This is a genomic window from Streptococcus oralis subsp. oralis (assembly GCF_002096435.1).
Taxonomy (GTDB): Bacteria; Bacillota; Bacilli; order Lactobacillales; family Streptococcaceae; genus Streptococcus; species Streptococcus oralis_AA.
The window spans coordinates 1-17911 of sequence record NZ_NCUI01000019.1 but is presented as its reverse complement, the minus strand read 5'-3'; the positions used below and the strand labels follow the sequence as shown (position 1 = coordinate 17911).

General features: G+C 41.4%; 18 protein-coding genes and 1 tRNA gene. 18 read left to right on the top strand and 1 reads right to left on the bottom strand.

The genetic code is table 11. From position 1 onward, the window contains the following. Positions 1-46 precede the first annotated feature (46 nt). The 12 genes from B7723_RS00255 (at position 47) to gap (ending at position 12954) form a co-directional block, all read left to right on the top strand. Entirely contained in the window at positions 47-1000 is a 954-nt protein-coding gene (locus B7723_RS00255) for a class I SAM-dependent methyltransferase (RefSeq protein ID WP_084848876.1), read from the top strand. Between the two features lie 51 nt (positions 1001-1051). Then, positions 1052-2242 carry an acetate kinase gene (locus B7723_RS00250; RefSeq protein WP_000167789.1) on the top strand — a complete coding sequence of 397 codons (1191 nt, stop codon included), beginning with the start codon at positions 1052-1054 and terminating at the stop codon, positions 2240-2242. Between the two features lie 149 nt (positions 2243-2391). Continuing rightward, on the top strand, positions 2392-2763 hold the full coding sequence (rnpA, locus tag B7723_RS00245) for a ribonuclease P protein component (protein ID WP_084848875.1): 372 nt from the start codon (positions 2392-2394) through the stop codon (positions 2761-2763). Next, the gene (locus B7723_RS00240) at positions 2738-3565 is read left to right on the top strand and encodes a membrane protein insertase YidC (protein WP_173425169.1); all 828 of its coding nucleotides are present in this window, start codon (positions 2738-2740) and stop codon (positions 3563-3565) included. Before rnpA ends, B7723_RS00240 begins: the two co-directional genes overlap by 26 nt. A 14-nt stretch (positions 3566-3579) precedes the next feature. Then, positions 3580-4566, top strand: coding sequence for an RNA-binding cell elongation regulator Jag/EloR (jag, locus tag B7723_RS00235; RefSeq protein WP_084848874.1), 987 nt, complete (start codon positions 3580-3582; stop codon positions 4564-4566). Positions 4567-4621: 55 nt separating this feature from the next. Beyond that, positions 4622-5245 (top strand): ribonuclease P, encoded by a 624-nt coding sequence (locus B7723_RS00230; RefSeq protein ID WP_084848873.1) that lies wholly within the window; start codon positions 4622-4624, stop codon positions 5243-5245. A 117-nt stretch (positions 5246-5362) separates the two neighbouring features. Continuing rightward, positions 5363-7339 carry a transketolase gene (gene tkt / locus B7723_RS00225; RefSeq protein ID WP_084848872.1) on the top strand — a complete coding sequence of 659 codons (1977 nt, stop codon included), beginning with the start codon at positions 5363-5365 and terminating at the stop codon, positions 7337-7339. Positions 7340-7467: 128 nt separating this feature from the next. Continuing rightward, complete coding sequence (gene yajC, locus B7723_RS00220) at positions 7468-7788, top strand: preprotein translocase subunit YajC (RefSeq protein ID WP_084848890.1); 321 nt, start codon at positions 7468-7470, stop codon at positions 7786-7788. 48 nt (positions 7789-7836) lie between these two features. Next, complete coding sequence (locus B7723_RS00215; protein ID WP_000724855.1) at positions 7837-8280, top strand: low molecular weight protein-tyrosine-phosphatase; 444 nt, start codon at positions 7837-7839, stop codon at positions 8278-8280. Continuing rightward, the gene (locus B7723_RS00210) at positions 8267-8680 is read left to right on the top strand and encodes an MORN repeat-containing protein (protein WP_000413192.1); all 414 of its coding nucleotides are present in this window, start codon (positions 8267-8269) and stop codon (positions 8678-8680) included. The genes B7723_RS00215 and B7723_RS00210 overlap by 14 nt, the downstream gene beginning before the upstream one ends. 295 nt (positions 8681-8975) lie before the next feature. After that, positions 8976-11627, top strand: coding sequence for a bifunctional acetaldehyde-CoA/alcohol dehydrogenase (gene adhE / locus B7723_RS00205; protein ID WP_084848871.1), 2652 nt, complete (start codon positions 8976-8978; stop codon positions 11625-11627). A gap of 319 nt (positions 11628-11946) precedes the next feature. Next, positions 11947-12954, top strand: coding sequence for a type I glyceraldehyde-3-phosphate dehydrogenase (gene gap, locus B7723_RS00200; RefSeq protein ID WP_000260679.1), 1008 nt, complete (start codon positions 11947-11949; stop codon positions 12952-12954). A 66-nt stretch (positions 12955-13020) separates the two neighbouring features. Here gap and B7723_RS00195 read toward each other — a convergent pair whose 3' ends face one another. After that, complete coding sequence (locus B7723_RS00195) at positions 13021-13896, bottom strand: RluA family pseudouridine synthase (RefSeq protein ID WP_084848870.1); 876 nt, start codon at positions 13894-13896, stop codon at positions 13021-13023. An 86-nt stretch (positions 13897-13982) separates the two neighbouring features. On the opposite strand from B7723_RS00195, the gene pbp2a reads away from it, so the two are divergent. From pbp2a to B7723_RS00165, 6 genes are all read left to right on the top strand, one after another. After that, complete coding sequence (gene pbp2a / locus B7723_RS00190) at positions 13983-16178, top strand: penicillin-binding protein PBP2A (protein WP_061587809.1); 2196 nt, start codon at positions 13983-13985, stop codon at positions 16176-16178. 52 nt (positions 16179-16230) lie between these two features. Then, positions 16231-16383 carry a 50S ribosomal protein L33 gene (rpmG, locus tag B7723_RS00185; RefSeq protein WP_038804034.1) on the top strand — a complete coding sequence of 51 codons (153 nt, stop codon included), beginning with the start codon at positions 16231-16233 and terminating at the stop codon, positions 16381-16383. A 9-nt stretch (positions 16384-16392) separates the two neighbouring features. After that, positions 16393-16569 carry a preprotein translocase subunit SecE gene (gene secE, locus B7723_RS00180; RefSeq protein ID WP_000505776.1) on the top strand — a complete coding sequence of 59 codons (177 nt, stop codon included), beginning with the start codon at positions 16393-16395 and terminating at the stop codon, positions 16567-16569. 57 nt (positions 16570-16626) lie between these two features. Further along, complete coding sequence (gene nusG, locus B7723_RS00175; RefSeq protein WP_000376732.1) at positions 16627-17163, top strand: transcription termination/antitermination protein NusG; 537 nt, start codon at positions 16627-16629, stop codon at positions 17161-17163. A 120-nt stretch (positions 17164-17283) separates the two neighbouring features. Further along, complete coding sequence (locus B7723_RS00170) at positions 17284-17757, top strand: hypothetical protein (RefSeq protein ID WP_045591891.1); 474 nt, start codon at positions 17284-17286, stop codon at positions 17755-17757. Positions 17758-17821: 64 nt separating this feature from the next. Next, positions 17822-17893, top strand: a tRNA-Glu gene (locus B7723_RS00165). The last annotated feature ends 18 nt before the right edge of the window (positions 17894-17911 follow it).

Here is a 17911-nt window from a genome sequence, read left to right as displayed (position 1 = left end):
TTCTCTTCAGATGGAAAAAAGGAGGGAAATTTGATAAGATAGGAATATGGATTTTGAAAAAATTGAACAAGCTTATACGTATTTACTAGAGAATGTCCATGTCATCCAAAGTGATTTGGTGACCAACTTTTATGATGCCTTGGTAGAGCAAAACAGCATCTATCTGGATGGCGAGACTGAGCTAAAGCAGGTCAAGGAAAACAATCAAGCCCTTAAGCGCTTAGCCCTTCGCAAGGAAGAGTGGCTCAAGACCTACCAGTTTCTCTTGATGAAGGCAGGACAAACGGAACCTTTACAAGCCAATCACCAGTTTACACCAGATGCCATTGCCCTCCTCTTGGTACTTGTTGTAGAAGAGTTGTTTGAACAAGAGGAAATTAGCATCCTCGAAATAGGTTCTGGTATGGGGATTTTGGGGGCTACTTTCTTGACTTCTCTTGCTAAAAAAGTAGATTACTTGGGAATCGAAGTGGATGACTTGCTGATTGATTTGGCAGCCAGTATGGCAGATGTGATTGGTTTGCAAGCTGGTTTTGTCCAAGGAGACGCCGTTCGTCCGCAAATGCTTAAAGAAAGCGACGTGGTCATCAGCGACTTGCCTGTAGGCTATTACCCAGACGATGCCATCGCTTCTCGCTATCAAGTGGCTTCTAGTCAAGAGCATACCTATGCCCACCATTTGCTGATGGAACAAGGCCTCAAGTATCTTAAGTCAGATGGCTATGCTATTTTTTTAGCTCCGAGTGATTTATTGACCAGTCCTCAAAGTGACTTATTGAAAGGGTGGCTCAAAGACGAAGTGAGTCTGGCTGCTATCATCGCTCTGCCAGAGGATATTTTCTCAACTGCAAGCCAAGCTAAAAGTATTTTTGTCTTACAGAAGAAAAGAGACAAGGAAATAGAACCCTTTGTTTACCCTCTTACTAGCTTGCAAGATCCGTCAGTATTGTTGACCTTTAAAGAAAATTTTCAAAATTGGAGCAAAGGTACTGAAATATAAAAGAGATTTTGTTATAATAGATGAAAACGCTTAAAAAAGAGGTATCATCTTATGACAAAAACAATTGCAATCAATGCAGGAAGCTCAAGCTTGAAATGGCAACTTTATCAAATGCCTGAGGAAAAAGTTTTGGCTAAAGGCTTGATTGAACGTATTGGATTGAAAGATTCAATTTCAACAGTAAAATTTGACGGTCGTTCGGAGCAACAAATTCTTGATATTGAAGACCATACACAAGCCGTTAAAATTTTATTGGATGACTTGATTCGTTTTGACATTATCAAAGGGTACGACGAAATTACAGGTGTCGGCCACCGCGTCGTTGCAGGTGGTGAATATTTCAAGGAATCAACAGTTGTTGAGGGAGATGTGTTAGAAAAGGTTGAGGAATTGGGACTATTGGCTCCTCTTCACAATCCAGCTAACGCAGCTGGAATTCGCGCATTTAAGGAATTGCTTCCAGATATTACCAGTGTTGTCGTATTTGATACCTCATTCCACACAAGCATGCCAGAGAAGGCTTATCGCTACCCTCTACCAACTAAATACTACACAGATAACAAGGTTCGTAAATATGGTGCCCACGGGACAAGCCACCAGTTTGTCGCAGGAGAAGCAGCGAAACTTTTGGGCCGTCCTCTAGAAGACTTGAAATTGATTACCTGCCATATTGGTAACGGGGCTTCTATCACAGCTGTTAAGGGTGGGAAGTCTGTGGATACTTCTATGGGATTCACACCACTTGGAGGTGTGATGATGGGAACTCGTACAGGAGATATTGACCCTGCTATCATCCCTTATCTCATGCAATATACAGAGGATTTCAATACCCCTGAAGATATTAGTCGCGTTCTCAATCGTGAATCAGGGCTCATGGGAGTTTCTGGCCAGTCAAGCGATATGCGTGATGTGATTGCTGCCATGGAAGCAGGAGACCATGATGCGACTTTGGCTTATGAAATGTATGTTGATCGTATCCAAAAACATATCGGTCAATACCTTGCAGTCCTAAATGGAGCAGATGCGATTATCTTCACAGCAGGTATCGGTGAAAATGCAGCTTTGGTTCGTGAGGATGTCATTTCAGGTATCTCTTGGTTTGGTTGTGATGTGGATCCAGAAAAGAACGTCTTTGGCGTAACGGGAGACATCTCAACTGACGCAGCGAAAATCCGTGTCTTGGTTATTCCAACAGATGAAGAATTGGTGATTGCACGCGATGTTGAACGCTTGAAAAAATAAGTAAATACACGTAAAATTTGATTGTAAAAAGAAGTTGGGAAAGAGATTTTCCAGCTTTTTTTATGTAGAAAATGTCTAAAACCTTGCTGTTATTGGCTTTTTCAAAAAATATGGTATAATAGTAGTAATTTAATAGATGGAGTTGAGTTTTGAAGAAAAGCTTTCGTGTAAAAAGAGAGAAAGATTTTAAGGCGATTTTCAAGGACGGAACAAGTTTTGCCAATCGAAAATTTGTTGTCTACCAATTGGAAAACCAGCAAAACCACTTTCGAGTAGGACTATCCGTCAGCAAAAAGCTGGGGAATGCAGTTACCAGAAATCAGATCAAGAGACGAATCCGACATATCATACAAAATGCAAAGGGGAGTCTGGTAAATCATGTCGATTTTGTTGTGATTGCTCGAAAAGGGGTGGAAACCTTGGAATATGCAGAGATGGAGAAAAATCTACTCCACGTATTAAAGTTATCAAAGATTTACCAGGAAGGAAATGGGAGTGAAAAAGAAACTACAGTTGACTAGTTTGCTGGGTTTGTCCTTAGTTATCATGACAGCCTGTGCAACAAATGGTGCAGCTAGCGATATAACAGCAGACTCGACAGACTTTTGGAGCAAATTCGTCTATTTTTTTGCTGAAATTATCCGCTTTTTGTCTTTTGACATTAGTATCGGAGTGGGAATTATCCTCTTCACAATCTTGATCCGGACGATTTTATTGCCGGTCTTTCAGACACAGATGGTTGCCTCTAGAAAAATGCAAGAGGCTCAACCACGCATCAAGGCTTTGCGAGAGCAATATCCGGGTCGTGATATGGAAAGTAGAACCAATCTAGACCAAGAGATGCGGAAGGTCTATAAGGAATTGGGGATCAAGCATTCATCCTCTCTCTGGCCAATTTTAATACAAATGCCGGTTCTCTTGGCGCTCTTTCAAGCCTTGAGTCGAGTAGACTTTTTGAAAACAGGTCACTTTTTATGGATTAATTTGGGAGGAGTAGATACAAGTTTTGTCCTTCCGATTTTGGCGGCAGTCTTTACCTTCTTGAGTAGCTGGTTATCGAATAAAGCTTTGTCTGAAAAAAGTGGAGCTACGACAGGGATGATGTATGGTATGCCTGTATTGATTTTTATTTTTGCCATCTCCGCCCCAAGTGGTGTAGCCTTGTACTGGGCTGTATCCAATGCTTACCAAGTACTGCAAACCTATTTCTTGAACAATCCTTTCAAGATTATTGCTGAAAGAGAAGCAGAGGCGCAAGCAGAAAAAGATTTAGAAGGCAAGAAGAGAAGAGCCTTGAAAAAAGCACAGAAAAAGAAAAAATAAGGAGGAATCTGATAATGGTATTATTTACAGGTTCAACGGTTGAAGAAGCAATCCAAAAAGGCTTGAAAGAATTAGACATTCCAAGAATGAAGGCCCACATCAAGGTCGTTTCGAAAGAGAAAAAAGGATTCTTAGGCTTGTTTGGTAAGAAGCCGGCTCAAGTTGATATCGAAGCGATTAGTGAAACGACAGTGATCAAAGCCAATCAGCAGGCCATTAAAGGGGTTCCAAAAGAAGTCAATGAAAAAAATGAACCCGTGAAAACAGTAAGTGAAGCAACTGTTGATTTGGGGCATGTAGTTGAAGCAATTAAGAAAATTGAAGAAGAAGGTCAAGGTGTCTCTGAAGAGGTCAAGGCTGAAATCCTGAAAAATGAAAAACATGCCAGCACGATTTTGGAAGAAACAGGTCATATTTCAATTTTAAATGATTTGGAACCAGAGGATACTACCGAGGAAGTGGAATCTGCTCCAGAAAAAGAAACTGAAACCCAGGAAGCAACAAGTCAATCTTTGGAAGATTTAGGCTTGAAAGTAGAACCAAGTTATGACATCGAACAGGTGGCAGCTGAAGTAGCTAGCTACGTTCAAACCATTGTGGATGATATGGATGTTGAAGGGACGATTTCAAGCGACTACAATCGCCGCACTATCAATCTTCAAATTGACACTAATGAACCAGGTCGTATTATCGGCTACCACGGAAAAGTCTTGAAAGCTCTTCAGTTGTTAGCGCAAAATTACCTTTACAACCGCTATTCAAGAACCTTCTACATCACAATCAATGTCAATGATTACGTTGAGCACCGTGCAGAAGTCTTGCAAACTTACGCTCAAAAATTGGCGACTCGCGTTTTAGAAGAAGGACGTAGCCAACAAACAGATCCAATGTCAAATAGCGAACGCAAGATTATCCATCGCATTATTTCACGCATGGATGGCGTGACGAGTTACTCTGAAGGTGACGAGCCAAATCGCTATGTTGTCGTAGATGCAGAATAAGCAAAGCAAAATCAGGTTCATCCTGATTTTTTGCTAGGAAAGGAAAGATTCAGATATGCTGAAAGCAGTTAGAGAATACCTATCATTTGCAGGAGTCCAGTACCGTAATCCTGATAAAGCTGGCGATGAAAGAGAAAAGATGTTGACCTTGCGGCAAAAAGGTCAAGAGGCTCGGAAGTCTTTTACAGAATTGGCCAAAACCTTTCAAGCTAGTCATCCAGAATGGCAACTGCAACAGACTAGTCAGTGGATGAACCAAGCGCAACGCTTGCGACCGCATTTCTGGGCCTATCTACAGAGAGACGGACAAGTGACAGAACCTATGATGGCTCTTCGTTTGTATGGAACACCTGCTGACTTTGGGATTTCTTTGGAAGTCAGTTTCATCGAGCGCAAGAAAGATGAACAGACTTTAGACAAGCAAGCCAAGGTTTTAGAACTTCCAGCGGTAGAAGGAATTTATTATCTAGTCTACTCAAATGGGAAAAGTCATAAGGTGGAGGCTACTGAGGAGAATCGTCGTACTTTACGCGAGAAGGTGAGAAGTCAGGAAGTCCGTAAAGTTTTGGTTAAGGCAGATGTTTCCTTCATTGCAAATCAGTCAGTAGAAGCGATATTGGAGAAGCTAGAAGAGGCTTATACGCGCTTGCTTCCGTACTATGAAGTGACGAGGGAATAGAAAATCAAATGTGTTAGATGAACGCAAATTGTTTTATTGCTATTCTATGCATTTTTTCATATAATAGTAAAATAGGATGTGTGATTTATTAATCACCTCAAAGAGAAAGGAAATTCTATGTCAAATCTATCTGTTAATGCAATTCGTTTTCTAGGTATTGACGCCATCAACAAAGCAAACTCAGGTCACCCAGGGGTGGTTATGGGGGCTGCTCCTATGGCCTATAGCCTCTTTACAAAGCAACTTCGTATCAATCCAGCTCAACCAAACTGGATCAACCGCGATCGCTTTATTCTTTCAGCAGGACACGGCTCTATGCTTCTTTATGCCCTTCTTCACCTTTCTGGTTTTGAAGATGTTAGCATGGATGAAGTCAAGAACTTCCGCCAATGGGGTTCAAAAACACCAGGTCACCCAGAATTTGGGCATACAGCAGGAGTTGACGCTACTACTGGTCCTCTAGGTCAAGGGATTTCTACTGCTACTGGTTTTGCCCAAGCAGAACGTTTCCTTGCAGCGAAGTATAACCGCGAAGGCTATAATATCTTTGACCACTATACTTATGTGATCTGTGGAGATGGAGACTTGATGGAAGGTGTCTCAAGTGAGGCAGCTTCATACGCAGGCTTGCAAAAACTTGACAAGTTGGTGGTTCTTTATGATTCAAATGACATCAATTTGGATGGTGAGACAAAAGATTCCTTTACAGAAAGTGTTCGTGACCGTTATAATGCTTACGGTTGGCATACAGCCTTGGTTGAAGATGGAACAGACTTGGAAGCAATCTATGCGGCTATTGAAGCAGCTAAAGCTTCAGGAAAACCATCTTTGATTGAAGTGAAGACTGTGATTGGATACGGCTCTCCAAACAAACAAGGAACTAATGCCGTACACGGTGCTCCTCTTGGAGCAGATGAAACTGCGGCTACTCGCCAAGCTCTTGGTTGGGACTATGAACCATTTGAAATCCCAGCTGAAGTTTATGCTGATTTCAAGGAAAATGTTGCAGACCGTGGCGCATCAGCCTATCAAGCTTGGACTAAATTAGTTGCTGACTATAAAGAGGCTCATCCAGAACTGGCTGCAGAAGTAGAAGCTATTATCGACGGCCGTGATCCAGTTGAGGTGACTCCAGCAGACTTCCCAACCTTAGAAAATGGATTTTCCCAAGCAACTCGTAACTCAAGTCAAGATGCTTTGAACGTTGTCGCTGCCAAGTTGCCAACTTTCCTAGGTGGATCAGCTGACCTCGCTCACTCAAACATGACTTATATCAAAACGGATGGACTTCAAGACGACGCTAATCGCTTGAACCGCAACATTCAGTTTGGTGTTCGTGAATTTGCAATGGGAACGATCTTGAACGGGATGGCCCTTCATGGTGGACTTCGTGTATACGGTGGTACTTTCTTCGTCTTCTCTGACTATGTAAAAGCAGCTGTCCGCTTGTCAGCCTTGCAAGGACTTCCTGTGACTTATGTCTTTACTCACGATTCAATCGCAGTTGGTGAAGATGGTCCAACTCACGAACCAGTTGAGCACCTAGCAGGTCTCCGTGCTATGCCAAATCTGAATGTTTTCCGCCCAGCAGATGCGCGTGAAACTCAAGCGGCTTGGTACCTTGCCGTGACAAGCGAAAAAACACCAACTGCCCTTGTCTTGACACGTCAAAACTTGACTGTCGAAGAGGGAACAGACTTTGATAAAGTTGCGAAAGGTGCCTATGTTGTCTATGAAAATGCAGCAGACTTTGATACAATTTTGATTGCAACAGGTTCAGAGGTGAATTTGGCGGTCGCAGCTGCCAAAGAATTGGCTAGCCAAGGTGCAAAAATCCGTGTAGTCAGCATGCCATCAACAGATGTCTTTGACGCACAAGATGCAGCATACAAGGAAGAAATTCTTCCAAATGCAGTTCGCCGTCGTGTTGCAGTCGAAATGGGTGCAACTCAAAACTGGTACAAGTATGTTGGTCTTGATGGTGTAGTTCTCGGTATTGATACCTTTGGAGCATCTGCCCCAGCACCAAAAGTATTGGCAGAGTATGGATTTACAGTTGAAAATCTAGTCAAAGTCGTTCAAAACTTGAAATAATCGCAGAAATCAGAGTGAAAACTCTGATTTTTTATAACCATAAAAACAAGGCACAATCTTGTAAAAGTAGCTGAAATTTGATATAGTAGTCCTATGTAAAATACAAAGGAGAAAATACTATGGAAAATATTAGTCCAAATTTAACATTTTTGATCATGCTTGTAGGTATGTTTGCCTTGATGTTCTTTATGCAACGTTCTCAAAAGAAACAAGCACAAAAGCGTATGGAAAGCTTGAACAAGCTTCAAAAAGGCTATGAAGTCATTACAATTGGTGGGCTTTACGGAACAGTGGATGAAGTAGATACTGAGAAAGGGACAATCGTACTGGATGTAGATGGCGTTTATTTGACTTTTGAATTGGCTGCGATTAAGACTGTTTTGCCACTCAAGGAAGCTGTGACACCAGAAGGAACAGTTGTTGACGAAGACGGAGCAATCGAAGAATAAAACGGGAACCTATCACTCCCGTTTTTCTATGATATGAGAGGAAAAGGGATGAAAAAAATAGTATTTGTTTGCCTAGGAAATATCTGCCGAAGCCCCATGGCAGAGTTTGTGATGAAATCCATGACGAGCGATTACCACGTCGAAAGCCGGGCAACGTCATCATGGGAACATGGCAATCCGATTCATAAGGGAACGCAAGGAATTTTCCAGCAATATCAGATCCCGTATGATAAAGATAAAACATCGCTTCAGATTGGCAGGGAAGACTTTGAATCGTTTGATTACATTATCGGTATGGATGCTTCAAACGTTTCAGATCTGCGTCACATGTGTCCTCAGGAACTACAGTACAAGATTTACTCTTTTGCATCTGAAAGTGTCCCAGATCCTTGGTATACAGGAGATTTTGAGGAAACCTATGCTCGTATCACAAGTGGATGTCAAAGCTGGCTAGATCGATTAGAAAATGAGAGTGACAATGGAAAAGCTTAAACAATTTTATGAGAAGTGTAGAGTTTACCTAACTCGTCCTAGGTTAGAGCTCGTTGCAGTAGTTGTAATGGCACTCTGTGCTCTTTCGGTATTTCTGCTAAATACGCCTAAAAAGGGTGTCCTGACACTTGATGGTGGAGCTCTTGTTTATGATGGCACCTTGGTACGAGGAAAAATGAATGGTCAAGGAACCCTGACCTTTGAAAACGGAGACCAATATACAGGTGATTTCAATAATGGAGCCTTTAATGGGAAAGGAACTTTCCAATCAAAAGATGGCTGGAAATACGAAGGTGATTTTGTAAATGGTCAAGCTGAAGGTCAAGGGAAGTTGACGACAGAGCAAGAAGTTGTTTATGAAGGGACCTTTAAACAAGGCGTTTTTCAGCAAAAACAGTAGTCTCCAAGTTAGGAGACTATTTTTCAAAATCATAAAGAAAACGCTTTCTTTGCTTAAATTCGATAAATAACTATTAACTAGAAAAACTTTGTGAAATAAAAAAATTTTTTCCATAATTTCACAATCGTCCAAACAAAACTCTATTGTGTAGCCGAATTGAGAAAAAAATCACAATCTCAGAAAAATTCTTTGTGAAATACTTATGAAACTGTTTACAAAGCATAAAAAAAGAGTTATAATAAACTTGTGAAAAAATTAACAAAGGATAACATCCTTAAAGACTATGGAGGATAATATGGCTGATAAAAAAACAGTAACACCAGAGGAAAAACAACTTGCTGCTGAAAAGCATGTCGATGGTCTCGTGAAAAAAGCCTTGGTTGCGCTTGATGAAATGCGCAAGTTGAACCAAGAGCAAGTTGACTATATCGTGGCAAAAGCTTCGGTTGCAGCACTTGACGCGCACGGTATCCTTGCACAACACGCAGTTGAAGAAACTGGTCGTGGGGTATTTGAAGACAAGGCAACAAAAAACCTATTTGCCTGCGAACACGTAGTGAACAATATGCGTGGAGTTAAGACAGTTGGAGTTATTGAAGATGATCCAATTACAGGTTTGACAAAGATTGCGGAACCTGTCGGTGTAATCTGTGGTGTCACTCCGACAACAAACCCAACTTCAACAGCGATTTTCAAATCATTGATTGCTTTGAAGACACGCAACCCAATCGTTTTTGCTTTCCATCCATCAGCTCAAGAATCATCAGCACACGCAGCACAAATCGTTCGCGATGCAGCGATTGCAGCCGGTGCACCTGAAAACTGTGTACAATGGATTACAAAGCCATCTATGGAAGCAACTGGAGCGCTAATGAACCACGAAGGTGTTGCAACTATTCTTGCAACTGGTGGGAACGCTATGGTTAAAGCTGCATACTCATGTGGAAAACCAGCTCTTGGGGTAGGTGCCGGAAACGTTCCTGCCTATGTAGAAAAATCTGCTGACCTTCGTCAAGCTGCTCATGACATCGTTATGTCTAAATCATTTGATAATGGGATGGTCTGTGCATCAGAACAAGCCGTTATCATTGATAAAGAAGTATATGACGAATTTGTAGAAGAATTCAAATCATATCACACTTACTTTGTAAACAAGAAAGAAAAAGCCCTTCTTGAAGAGTTCTGTTTCGGCGTGAAAGCTAACAGCAAAAACTGTGCAGGTGCTAAACTAAATGCAAACATCGTTGGTAAACCAGCAGCATGGATTGCTGAACAAGCAGGATTCAGCGTTCCAGAAGGAACAAACATCTTGGCTGCAGAATGTGCAGAAGTAGGACCGAAAGAACCATTGACTCGTGAAAAATTGTCACCAGTTATCGCTGTCCTAAAAGCTGAAGATACAGAAGATGGTCTTACAAAAGCTCGTCAAATGGTTGAGTTTAACGGACTTGGTCACTCAGCAGCTATCCATACAAAAGACGAAGAGCTTGCTAAACGCTTTGGTACAGAAATCAAAGCTATGCGTATTATCTGGAACTCTCCATCTACTTTCGGTGGTATCGGTGACGTATATAATGCCTTCATTCCATCATTGACACTTGGATGTGGTTCATATGGACACAACTCAGTCGGTGATAACGTGAGTGCGATCAACCTTCTAAACATCAAGAAAGTAGGGAAACGTAGAAATAATATGCAATGGTTTAAAGTTCCTTCAAAAATTTACTTCGAACGCAATTCTATCCAATACCTTCAAACATGTGAAGATATTGAACGCGTTATGATTGTTACAGACAAATCGATCGAAAAACTTGGCTTTGTTCAACGTGTTATTGATCAATTGAACGCACGTAGCAACCGTGTAACTATCCAAGTCTTCTCAGATGTTGAACCAGATCCAGACATCACAACTGTAGAACGTGGTGCTGAAGTGATGAAAGCATTTGAACCAGATACAATCATCGCTCTTGGTGGTGGTTCTCCAATGGATGCAGCAAAAGTAATGTGGCTCTTCTACGAACAACCAGAAATCGACTTCCGTGACTTGGTTCAAAAATTTATGGACATCCGTAAACGTGCCTTCCGCTTCCCATCACTTGGTAAGAAAGCGAAGTACATCGGTATCCCAACAACTTCAGGTACAGGTTCAGAAGTAACACCATTTGCCGTTATCTCTGATAAGAAAAACAACCGCAAATACCCATTGGCTGACTACTCATTGACACCAACTATTGCGATTGTTGACCCTGCTTTGGTTGAGTCAGTTCCAGACTTCATCGCTGCTGATACAGGTATGGACGTCTTGACTCACGCGACTGAAGCTTACACTTCAAACTTCGCTAACGACTACACAGACGGTATTGCGCTTCAAACAATCAAACTTGTCTTTGAATGGTTGGAAAAATCTGTTAAGACAGCTGACCCAGAAGCACGTGAAAAAATGCATAATGCGTCTACAATGGCTGGTATGGCCTTCGCCAATGCCTTCCTTGGTATGAGCCACTCAATGGCCCACAAGATTGGTGGTGTTCACCATACTGTTCACGGACGTACAAACGCGATCTTGCTTCCATACGTTATCCGTTACAACGGTACTCGCCCATCTAAGACAACTACATGGCCTAAGTACAACTACTGGAAAGCTGATGAGAAATTCCAAGACATCGCGAAAATGCTTGGATTGCCTCACTCAACTCCAGAAGAAGCGGTTGAAGCGTATGCCAAAGCAGTTTATGATCTTGGTGAAGCAGTTGGAATCACAATGAACTTCAAAGGCTTTGGAATCGATGAAAAAGCTTGGAAAGACAGCTTGCATGAAATTGCCTTGCTTGCTTATGAAGACCAATGTTCACCTGCTAACCCTCGCTTGCCAATGGTAGCTGACATGGAAGAAATCATGGCAGATGCTTACTATGGTTATGCAGAACGTCCAGGACGTCGTAAATAATCGTTTATCAGCCTAGAGGCAGGAGTGATCCTGTCTCTTTTTTGTAAACTCTGAAAGAGTTGAAATTGTAGTTTCACCTTGATAATGAAGAGAATATGCAGATATTATAAAAGATTCTAGAGATATGCTTTGGAAATAAAAGAATGGATGAATAAAAAGGGGGAGAAAAAGTAGAAAAGCAGGAGAGAAAATCAACGCCCGTACTTGCAATTAAACTCAAATAGTTATATAATAGGTTTGTTGAAAGGTGATTTGTAGTGATTCAAGTTACTCTTTTCACAATAAAATTTTCATGATTTTCATAAGGAGGAAATCACTAATGGTAGTTAAAGTTGGTATTAACGGTTTCGGACGTATCGGTCGTCTTGCTTTCCGCCGTATCCAAAACGTAGAAGGTGTTGAAGTTACTCGCATCAACGACCTTACAGATCCAGTTATGCTTGCACACTTGTTGAAATACGACACAACTCAAGGTCGTTTCGACGGTACTGTAGAAGTTAAAGAAGGTGGATTCGAAGTTAACGGTAAATTCGTTAAAGTTTCTGCTGAACGTGATCCAGAACAAATCGACTGGGCTACTGACGGTGTAGAAATCGTTCTTGAAGCAACTGGTTTCTTTGCTAAGAAAGATGCAGCTGAAAAACACCTTAAAGGTGGAGCTAAGAAAGTTGTTATCACTGCTCCTGGTGGAAACGATGTTAAAACAATCGTATTCAACACTAACCACGACGTTCTTGACGGTACTGAAACAGTTATCTCAGGTGCTTCATGTACTACAAACTGCTTGGCTCCAATGGCTAAAGCTCTTCAAGACAACTTCGGTGTTGTAGAAGGATTGATGACTACTATCCACGCTTACACTGGTGACCAAATGATCCTTGACGGACCACACCGTGGTGGTGACCTTCGCCGTGCTCGCGCTGGTGCTGCAAACATCGTTCCTAACTCAACTGGTGCTGCTAAAGCTATCGGTCTTGTAATCCCAGAATTGAACGGTAAACTTGACGGATCTGCACAACGTGTTCCAACTCCAACTGGATCAGTTACTGAATTGGTAGCAGTTCTTGAAAAGAACGTTACTGTTGATGAAGTAAACGCAGCTATGAAAGCAGCTTCAAACGAATCATACGGTTACACAGAAGATCCAATCGTATCTTCAGATATCGTAGGTATGTCTTACGGTTCATTGTTTGACGCAACTCAAACTAAAGTTCTTGACGTTGACGGTAAACAATTGGTTAAAGTTGTATCATGGTACGACAATGAAATGTCATACACTGCACAACTTGTACGTACTCTTGAATACTTTGCAAAAATCGCTAAATAATTCTTGAGTCAATAAAAGCAAGGCCTTCTGGTCTTGCTTTTTTGTATAGAAAAATGGATGATAGTGTCATCCATTTTGTTTTAATTCTGTTTCGAAAGTATCTGAGAGGGCAGTAAAACTCAATTGTTCTAAGGTGAGTGGATGAGTAAAGGACAGTCGGAAAGCATGGAGCATGAGCCTGCTTACTTTTGAACTAGAGTTATAGAGAGGATCGCCCAGAATAGGGTGGTTATGATGAGAGAGGTGAACACGGATTTGATGTGTTCGACCGGTCTTTAGTTTGCAACGGACAAGGGTAGTCTTGTTTGGAAATTGCTTTAATCGACTGATATGTGTTTCAGCATATTGTCCATTTTTGGCATCGACTATTCTTTTTCTACGATCGTGTCGATCACGACCAATTTTATCTCGAAAGACAAGTTCTTTACTTTCTACTCGCCCTTCTATAAGTGCCCAGTACTCACGAGCGATTTCCTTTTTCTCCAACAAACGATTGAGGATGGGTAAGATAAAAGGATTTTTAGCAAAAAGCACTAAACCGCTTGTTTCCATATCCAGACGATGAACGACATAGCAGGTTTGGCCAACGTAGGCAGAGACGTGGTTGAGAAGGGCAATTTCACCAGGTTGATTTCCGTGAGTTTTCATGCCTTCGGGCTTGTTGACGATAATGAGATGTTGGTCTTGATAAATCTCTTGAACGAGGTCTGAATTGCCCCAAAGAATTTCTTTTGGGGGATAATCTTCCTCGTCAAAAGTCAACTGGCAAATGTCACCTGGTTTGACCATCTCGTTCCAGTGAACTTCTTTGTGGTTCATTAAGATGTTCTTCTTTATTCTCAAAAAATGGCGGATTTTTCTAGGGATGAGGAGTTGTTCCTCTAGGAATTGTTTGACCGTCATTTGAGGCAAGGATTTGGGTAATGTAAATGTGAATTGCATACAGATATTGTAACAAAAAAAGCCCTATTTGGATAGGGAGTAGCTAAATTCTTGAGTTCCTATGGTGAAGATGATAAAATAAACGCATGAAATTAGATAAATTATTTGAGAAGTTTCTTTCTCTCTTTAAAAAAGAAACGAATGAATCAGCGGAGTCTGATTCGACTAGCATGCGTCGTTCACGGAGCGATAGAAAAAAATTGTCCCAAGTAGGCCCAATTCGAAAATTTTGGCGTCGTTATCATCTGACAAAAATCGTCATCATTTTAGGGTTAAGTGCAGGTTTGCTAGTAGGGACCTACCTATTTGCGATAGCCAAGTCGACCAATGTCAATGATTTGCAAAATGCCTTGAAAACGCGAACTCTGATTTTTGACCGCGAAGAAAAAGAGGCAGGAGCCCTATCAGGTCAAAAAGGAACCTATGTTGAACTGACAGATATCAGTAAAGACTTGCAGAATGCTGTCGTCGCGACAGAGGACCGTTCCTTTTATAAAAATGATGGGATTAACTACGGTCGTTTCTTTCTAGCCATCCTTACAGCAGGCCGTTCTGGAGGGGGGTCCACCATCACTCAACAGTTGGCAAAAAATGCCTACCTTTCTCAGGACCAGACCGTTGAACGGAAGGCCAAGGAGTTTTTCCTTGCCTTAGAGTTAACAAAAAAATACAGCAAGGAGCAAATCCTTACTATGTACCTCAATAACGCCTACTTTGGAAATGGGGTATGGGGTGTTGAAGATGCGAGTAAGAAATATTTCGGTGTATCGGCTTCACAACTAACGCTTGATCAGGCGGCCACTCTAGCAGGGATGCTCAAGGGACCAGAATTGTATAATCCATTAAATTCTGTTGAAACTTCGACCAACCGTAGGGATACTGTTTTGCAAAATATGGTTGCAGCGGGCTATATTGATAAAAATCAAGAGACCGAAGCGGCTGGAGTAGATATGGCTTCACAACTGCAAGATAAGTATGAAGGCAAGGTTTCGGATTATCGTTACCCGTCCTATTTTGATGCAGTTGTTAACGAAGCGGTTTCCAAGTACAATCTCACAGAAGAAGAGATTGTCAACAATGGCTACCGAATCTACACAGAGCTTGACCAAAACTACCAAGCAAACATGCAGGTTATTTACGAAAACACTTCGCTATTTCCAACAGCAGAAGACGGAACGCATGCCGAATCAGGTAGTGTCGCTCTAGAACCCAAGACTGGTGGAGTGCGTGGAGTTGTTGGTCGTGTAGCTGGTGATGACAAACCAGGCTTTCGCAATTTCAACTATGCCACTCAGTCTAAGCGTAGCCCAGGCTCAACCATTAAACCTTTAGTCGTTTATACACCCGCAGTAGAAGCAGGATGGGCCTTGAATAAGCAACTGGATAATCATACGATGCAGTACAACAGTTATCAAGTAGACAACTATGCGGGTATTAAGACATCTCCAGAAGTACCTATGTATCAGGCCTTGGCGGAATCACTCAACCTGCCAGCTGTTGCGACTGTAAATGAATTAGGTATTGACAAAGCTTTTGACGCTGGGGAGAGATTTGGTTTGAATATGGAAAAAGTTGACCGAGTTCTTGGAGTTGCCCTTGGTGGAGGTGTGGAGACGAATCCTCTCCAGATGGCGCAAGCCTATGCAGCCTTTGCTAATGGGGGTTTAATGCCTGAAGCACATTTCATCACTCGTATTGAAAATGCCAGCGGTCAGGTCATCAAGAGTCATAAAAACTCCCAAAAACGAGTGATTGATAAGTCGGTAGCTGATAAAATGACCAGTATGATGCTAGGAACATTTACCAATGGTACAGGAATTAGTTCATCACCAGCGGATTACGTTATGGCTGGTAAAACAGGTACGACTGAAGCTGTTTTCAATCCAGAATATACCAGTGACCAGTGGGTGATTGGTTATACTCCGGATGTGGTCATCAGCCACTGGCTCGGCTTCCCAACAACAGATGAGAATCATTATTTAGCAGGTTCGACCTCAAATGGAGCAGCCCATGTCTTTAGAAGTATGGCTAATACCATTTTGCCATACACTCCAGGTAGTACTTTTACAGTTGAGAATGCTTATAAACAAAATGGGATTGAACCAGAAAATACGAAAAAGCAAGTTGTTGAAAATGAGACAAACCAGTCTGAAGACCCGATAGGAGATATTCGTAGTCGTGCACAAAATCTTGTAGATGAAGCAGGACGTGCGATTTCAGAAGCTAAAATAAAAGAAAAAGCCCAGACAATATGGGACTCAATCCTTAATCTATTTCGTTAAGAGGCTTGTCAAAGCCTAGGTTTCTTGTTATAATAGATAAGATGGAGGCGTTATGGCACTAAAAAAAGCAAGCCTAGCTTGTGCAGTTTGTGGTTCAAGGAATTACTCAATCAAAATTAGTGGGAACCCCAAGCCAACACGACTAGAAGTAAATAAATTTTGTAGACATTGTGGAAAATATACGACACATAGAGAAACGAGATAGGAGAGAACGATGGGTTTTATTAAGGATATTTTTAAACTTCTTAAAGAAACAACTTGGCCAACTCGCAAAGAAAGCTGGAGAGATTTTCGCTCTATTATGGAATACACAGCCTTCTTTGTGGTCATCATTTATATTTTTGACCAGTTGATTGTTTCAGGTTTGATTCGATTTATTAACATTTTTTAGAAGAAATGCGGAGAAGTTCTGCTAGCTTTCTTCTATATATGTATGAAAGGAAATATCATGGATAGTTTTGACAAGGGATGGTTTGTTCTACAAACTTATTCTGGCTATGAAAATAAGGTAAAAGAAAATCTATTGCAACGTGCGCAAACGTATAACATGTTAGATAATATTCTACGCGTTGAGATTCCAACACAAACCGTGCAAGTTGAGAAAAATGGAAAGAAAAAGGAAGTTGAAGAGAATCGCTTTCCAGGTTATGTCCTTGTAGAAATGGTCATGACCGATGAAGCATGGTTCGTCGTTCGAAACACACCTAACGTAACAGGATTCGTCGGCTCACACGGTAACAGATCAAAACCAACTCCACTTTTGGAACAAGAAATCCGTGATATTCTGGTTTCAATGGGACAAACTGTTCAAGAGTTCGATATTGATGTTGAAGTTGGCCAGACAGTCCGCATCATTGATGGCGCTTTTGCAGACTACACAGGGAAAATTACTGAAATTGATAACAACAAAGTGAAGATGATTATCTCTATGTTTGGTAATGATACGATTGCAGAAGTGAATCTCAACCAAATTGCAGAATTATAACCCCAGAGAGGCTTTGCCTCTCTTTTTATGTGCTGTTGAGGGAGGAAGAAGTATAAAATAGAGGAAGTAGACCCAGAGGCTCGCGCATTTTGCTAAACTAAATGCAGAAAGGAGAGGTCTATGAATCTAAAAGACTTATATGAAGAAAGCAAGGGAATCGTCCATAAGTGTCGCAAAGATTATCATTTGCATCTGTGGGAGAAAGAGGACTGGGATCAGGAAGGCATGTTATGTCTGTATGAGCTGGTGAGTCGCAACCCAGAGTTACTAGAGGGGGAGCGCCATCAACTATATGTTTGCTTTAAAACAAAATTTAGAAATCGTATTCTAGATTACATCCGTAAACAGGAAAGCCACAAGCGCCGTTTTGACAAAGAACCCTATGAAGAGGTGAGTGAGATCAGCCATCGTCTAGGAGAAAAAGGACTCAGGCTGGACGATTATTATCTCTTTCACGAACTTCTAAAGAATTACAAATCAAAACAGAGTATGGAAAAACAAGAATTAATAGACCGTCTCATGGGAGGGGAAGTCTTTAGAGGACGGAAAGCTCTCCTGAGAGAACTTTCCCTTATCTTTTCAGAATTTCGATAAAGAGGAAAAAAGTCCTTGACAAAGGTAAAAAAGTAGGTATAATAGAAAGAGTTGAAAAGCTCAAGGTCCGTTGGTCAAGGGGTTAAGACACCGCCTTTTCACGGCGGTAACACGGGTTCGAATCCCGTACGGACTATGGTGTATTGCGGTTAAA

What these genes read in the sequence shown, in the direction of transcription:
- B7723_RS00255 (WP_084848876.1), top strand. Translation starts at nt 47, where the DNA reads ATGGATTTTGAAAAAATTGAACAAGCTTATACGTATTTACTAGAGAAT.
- B7723_RS00250 (WP_000167789.1), top strand. Translation starts at nt 1,052, where the DNA reads ATGACAAAAACAATTGCAATCAATGCAGGAAGCTCAAGCTTGAAATGG.
- jag (WP_084848874.1), top strand. Translation starts at nt 3,580, where the DNA reads ATGGTATTATTTACAGGTTCAACGGTTGAAGAAGCAATCCAAAAAGGC.
- B7723_RS00230 (WP_084848873.1), top strand. Translation starts at nt 4,622, where the DNA reads ATGCTGAAAGCAGTTAGAGAATACCTATCATTTGCAGGAGTCCAGTAC.
- tkt (WP_084848872.1), top strand. Translation starts at nt 5,363, where the DNA reads ATGTCAAATCTATCTGTTAATGCAATTCGTTTTCTAGGTATTGACGCC.
- B7723_RS00215 (WP_000724855.1), top strand. Translation starts at nt 7,837, where the DNA reads ATGAAAAAAATAGTATTTGTTTGCCTAGGAAATATCTGCCGAAGCCCC.
- B7723_RS00210 (WP_000413192.1), top strand. Translation starts at nt 8,267, where the DNA reads ATGGAAAAGCTTAAACAATTTTATGAGAAGTGTAGAGTTTACCTAACT.
- adhE (WP_084848871.1), top strand. Translation starts at nt 8,976, where the DNA reads ATGGCTGATAAAAAAACAGTAACACCAGAGGAAAAACAACTTGCTGCT.
- gap (WP_000260679.1), top strand. Translation starts at nt 11,947, where the DNA reads ATGGTAGTTAAAGTTGGTATTAACGGTTTCGGACGTATCGGTCGTCTT.
- B7723_RS00195 (WP_084848870.1), bottom strand. Translation starts at nt 13,896, where the DNA reads ATGCAATTCACATTTACATTACCCAAATCCTTGCCTCAAATGACGGTC.
- pbp2a (WP_061587809.1), top strand. Translation starts at nt 13,983, where the DNA reads ATGAAATTAGATAAATTATTTGAGAAGTTTCTTTCTCTCTTTAAAAAA.
- rpmG (WP_038804034.1), top strand. Translation starts at nt 16,231, where the DNA reads ATGGCACTAAAAAAAGCAAGCCTAGCTTGTGCAGTTTGTGGTTCAAGG.
- secE (WP_000505776.1), top strand. Translation starts at nt 16,393, where the DNA reads ATGGGTTTTATTAAGGATATTTTTAAACTTCTTAAAGAAACAACTTGG.
- nusG (WP_000376732.1), top strand. Translation starts at nt 16,627, where the DNA reads ATGGATAGTTTTGACAAGGGATGGTTTGTTCTACAAACTTATTCTGGC.
- B7723_RS00170 (WP_045591891.1), top strand. Translation starts at nt 17,284, where the DNA reads ATGAATCTAAAAGACTTATATGAAGAAAGCAAGGGAATCGTCCATAAG.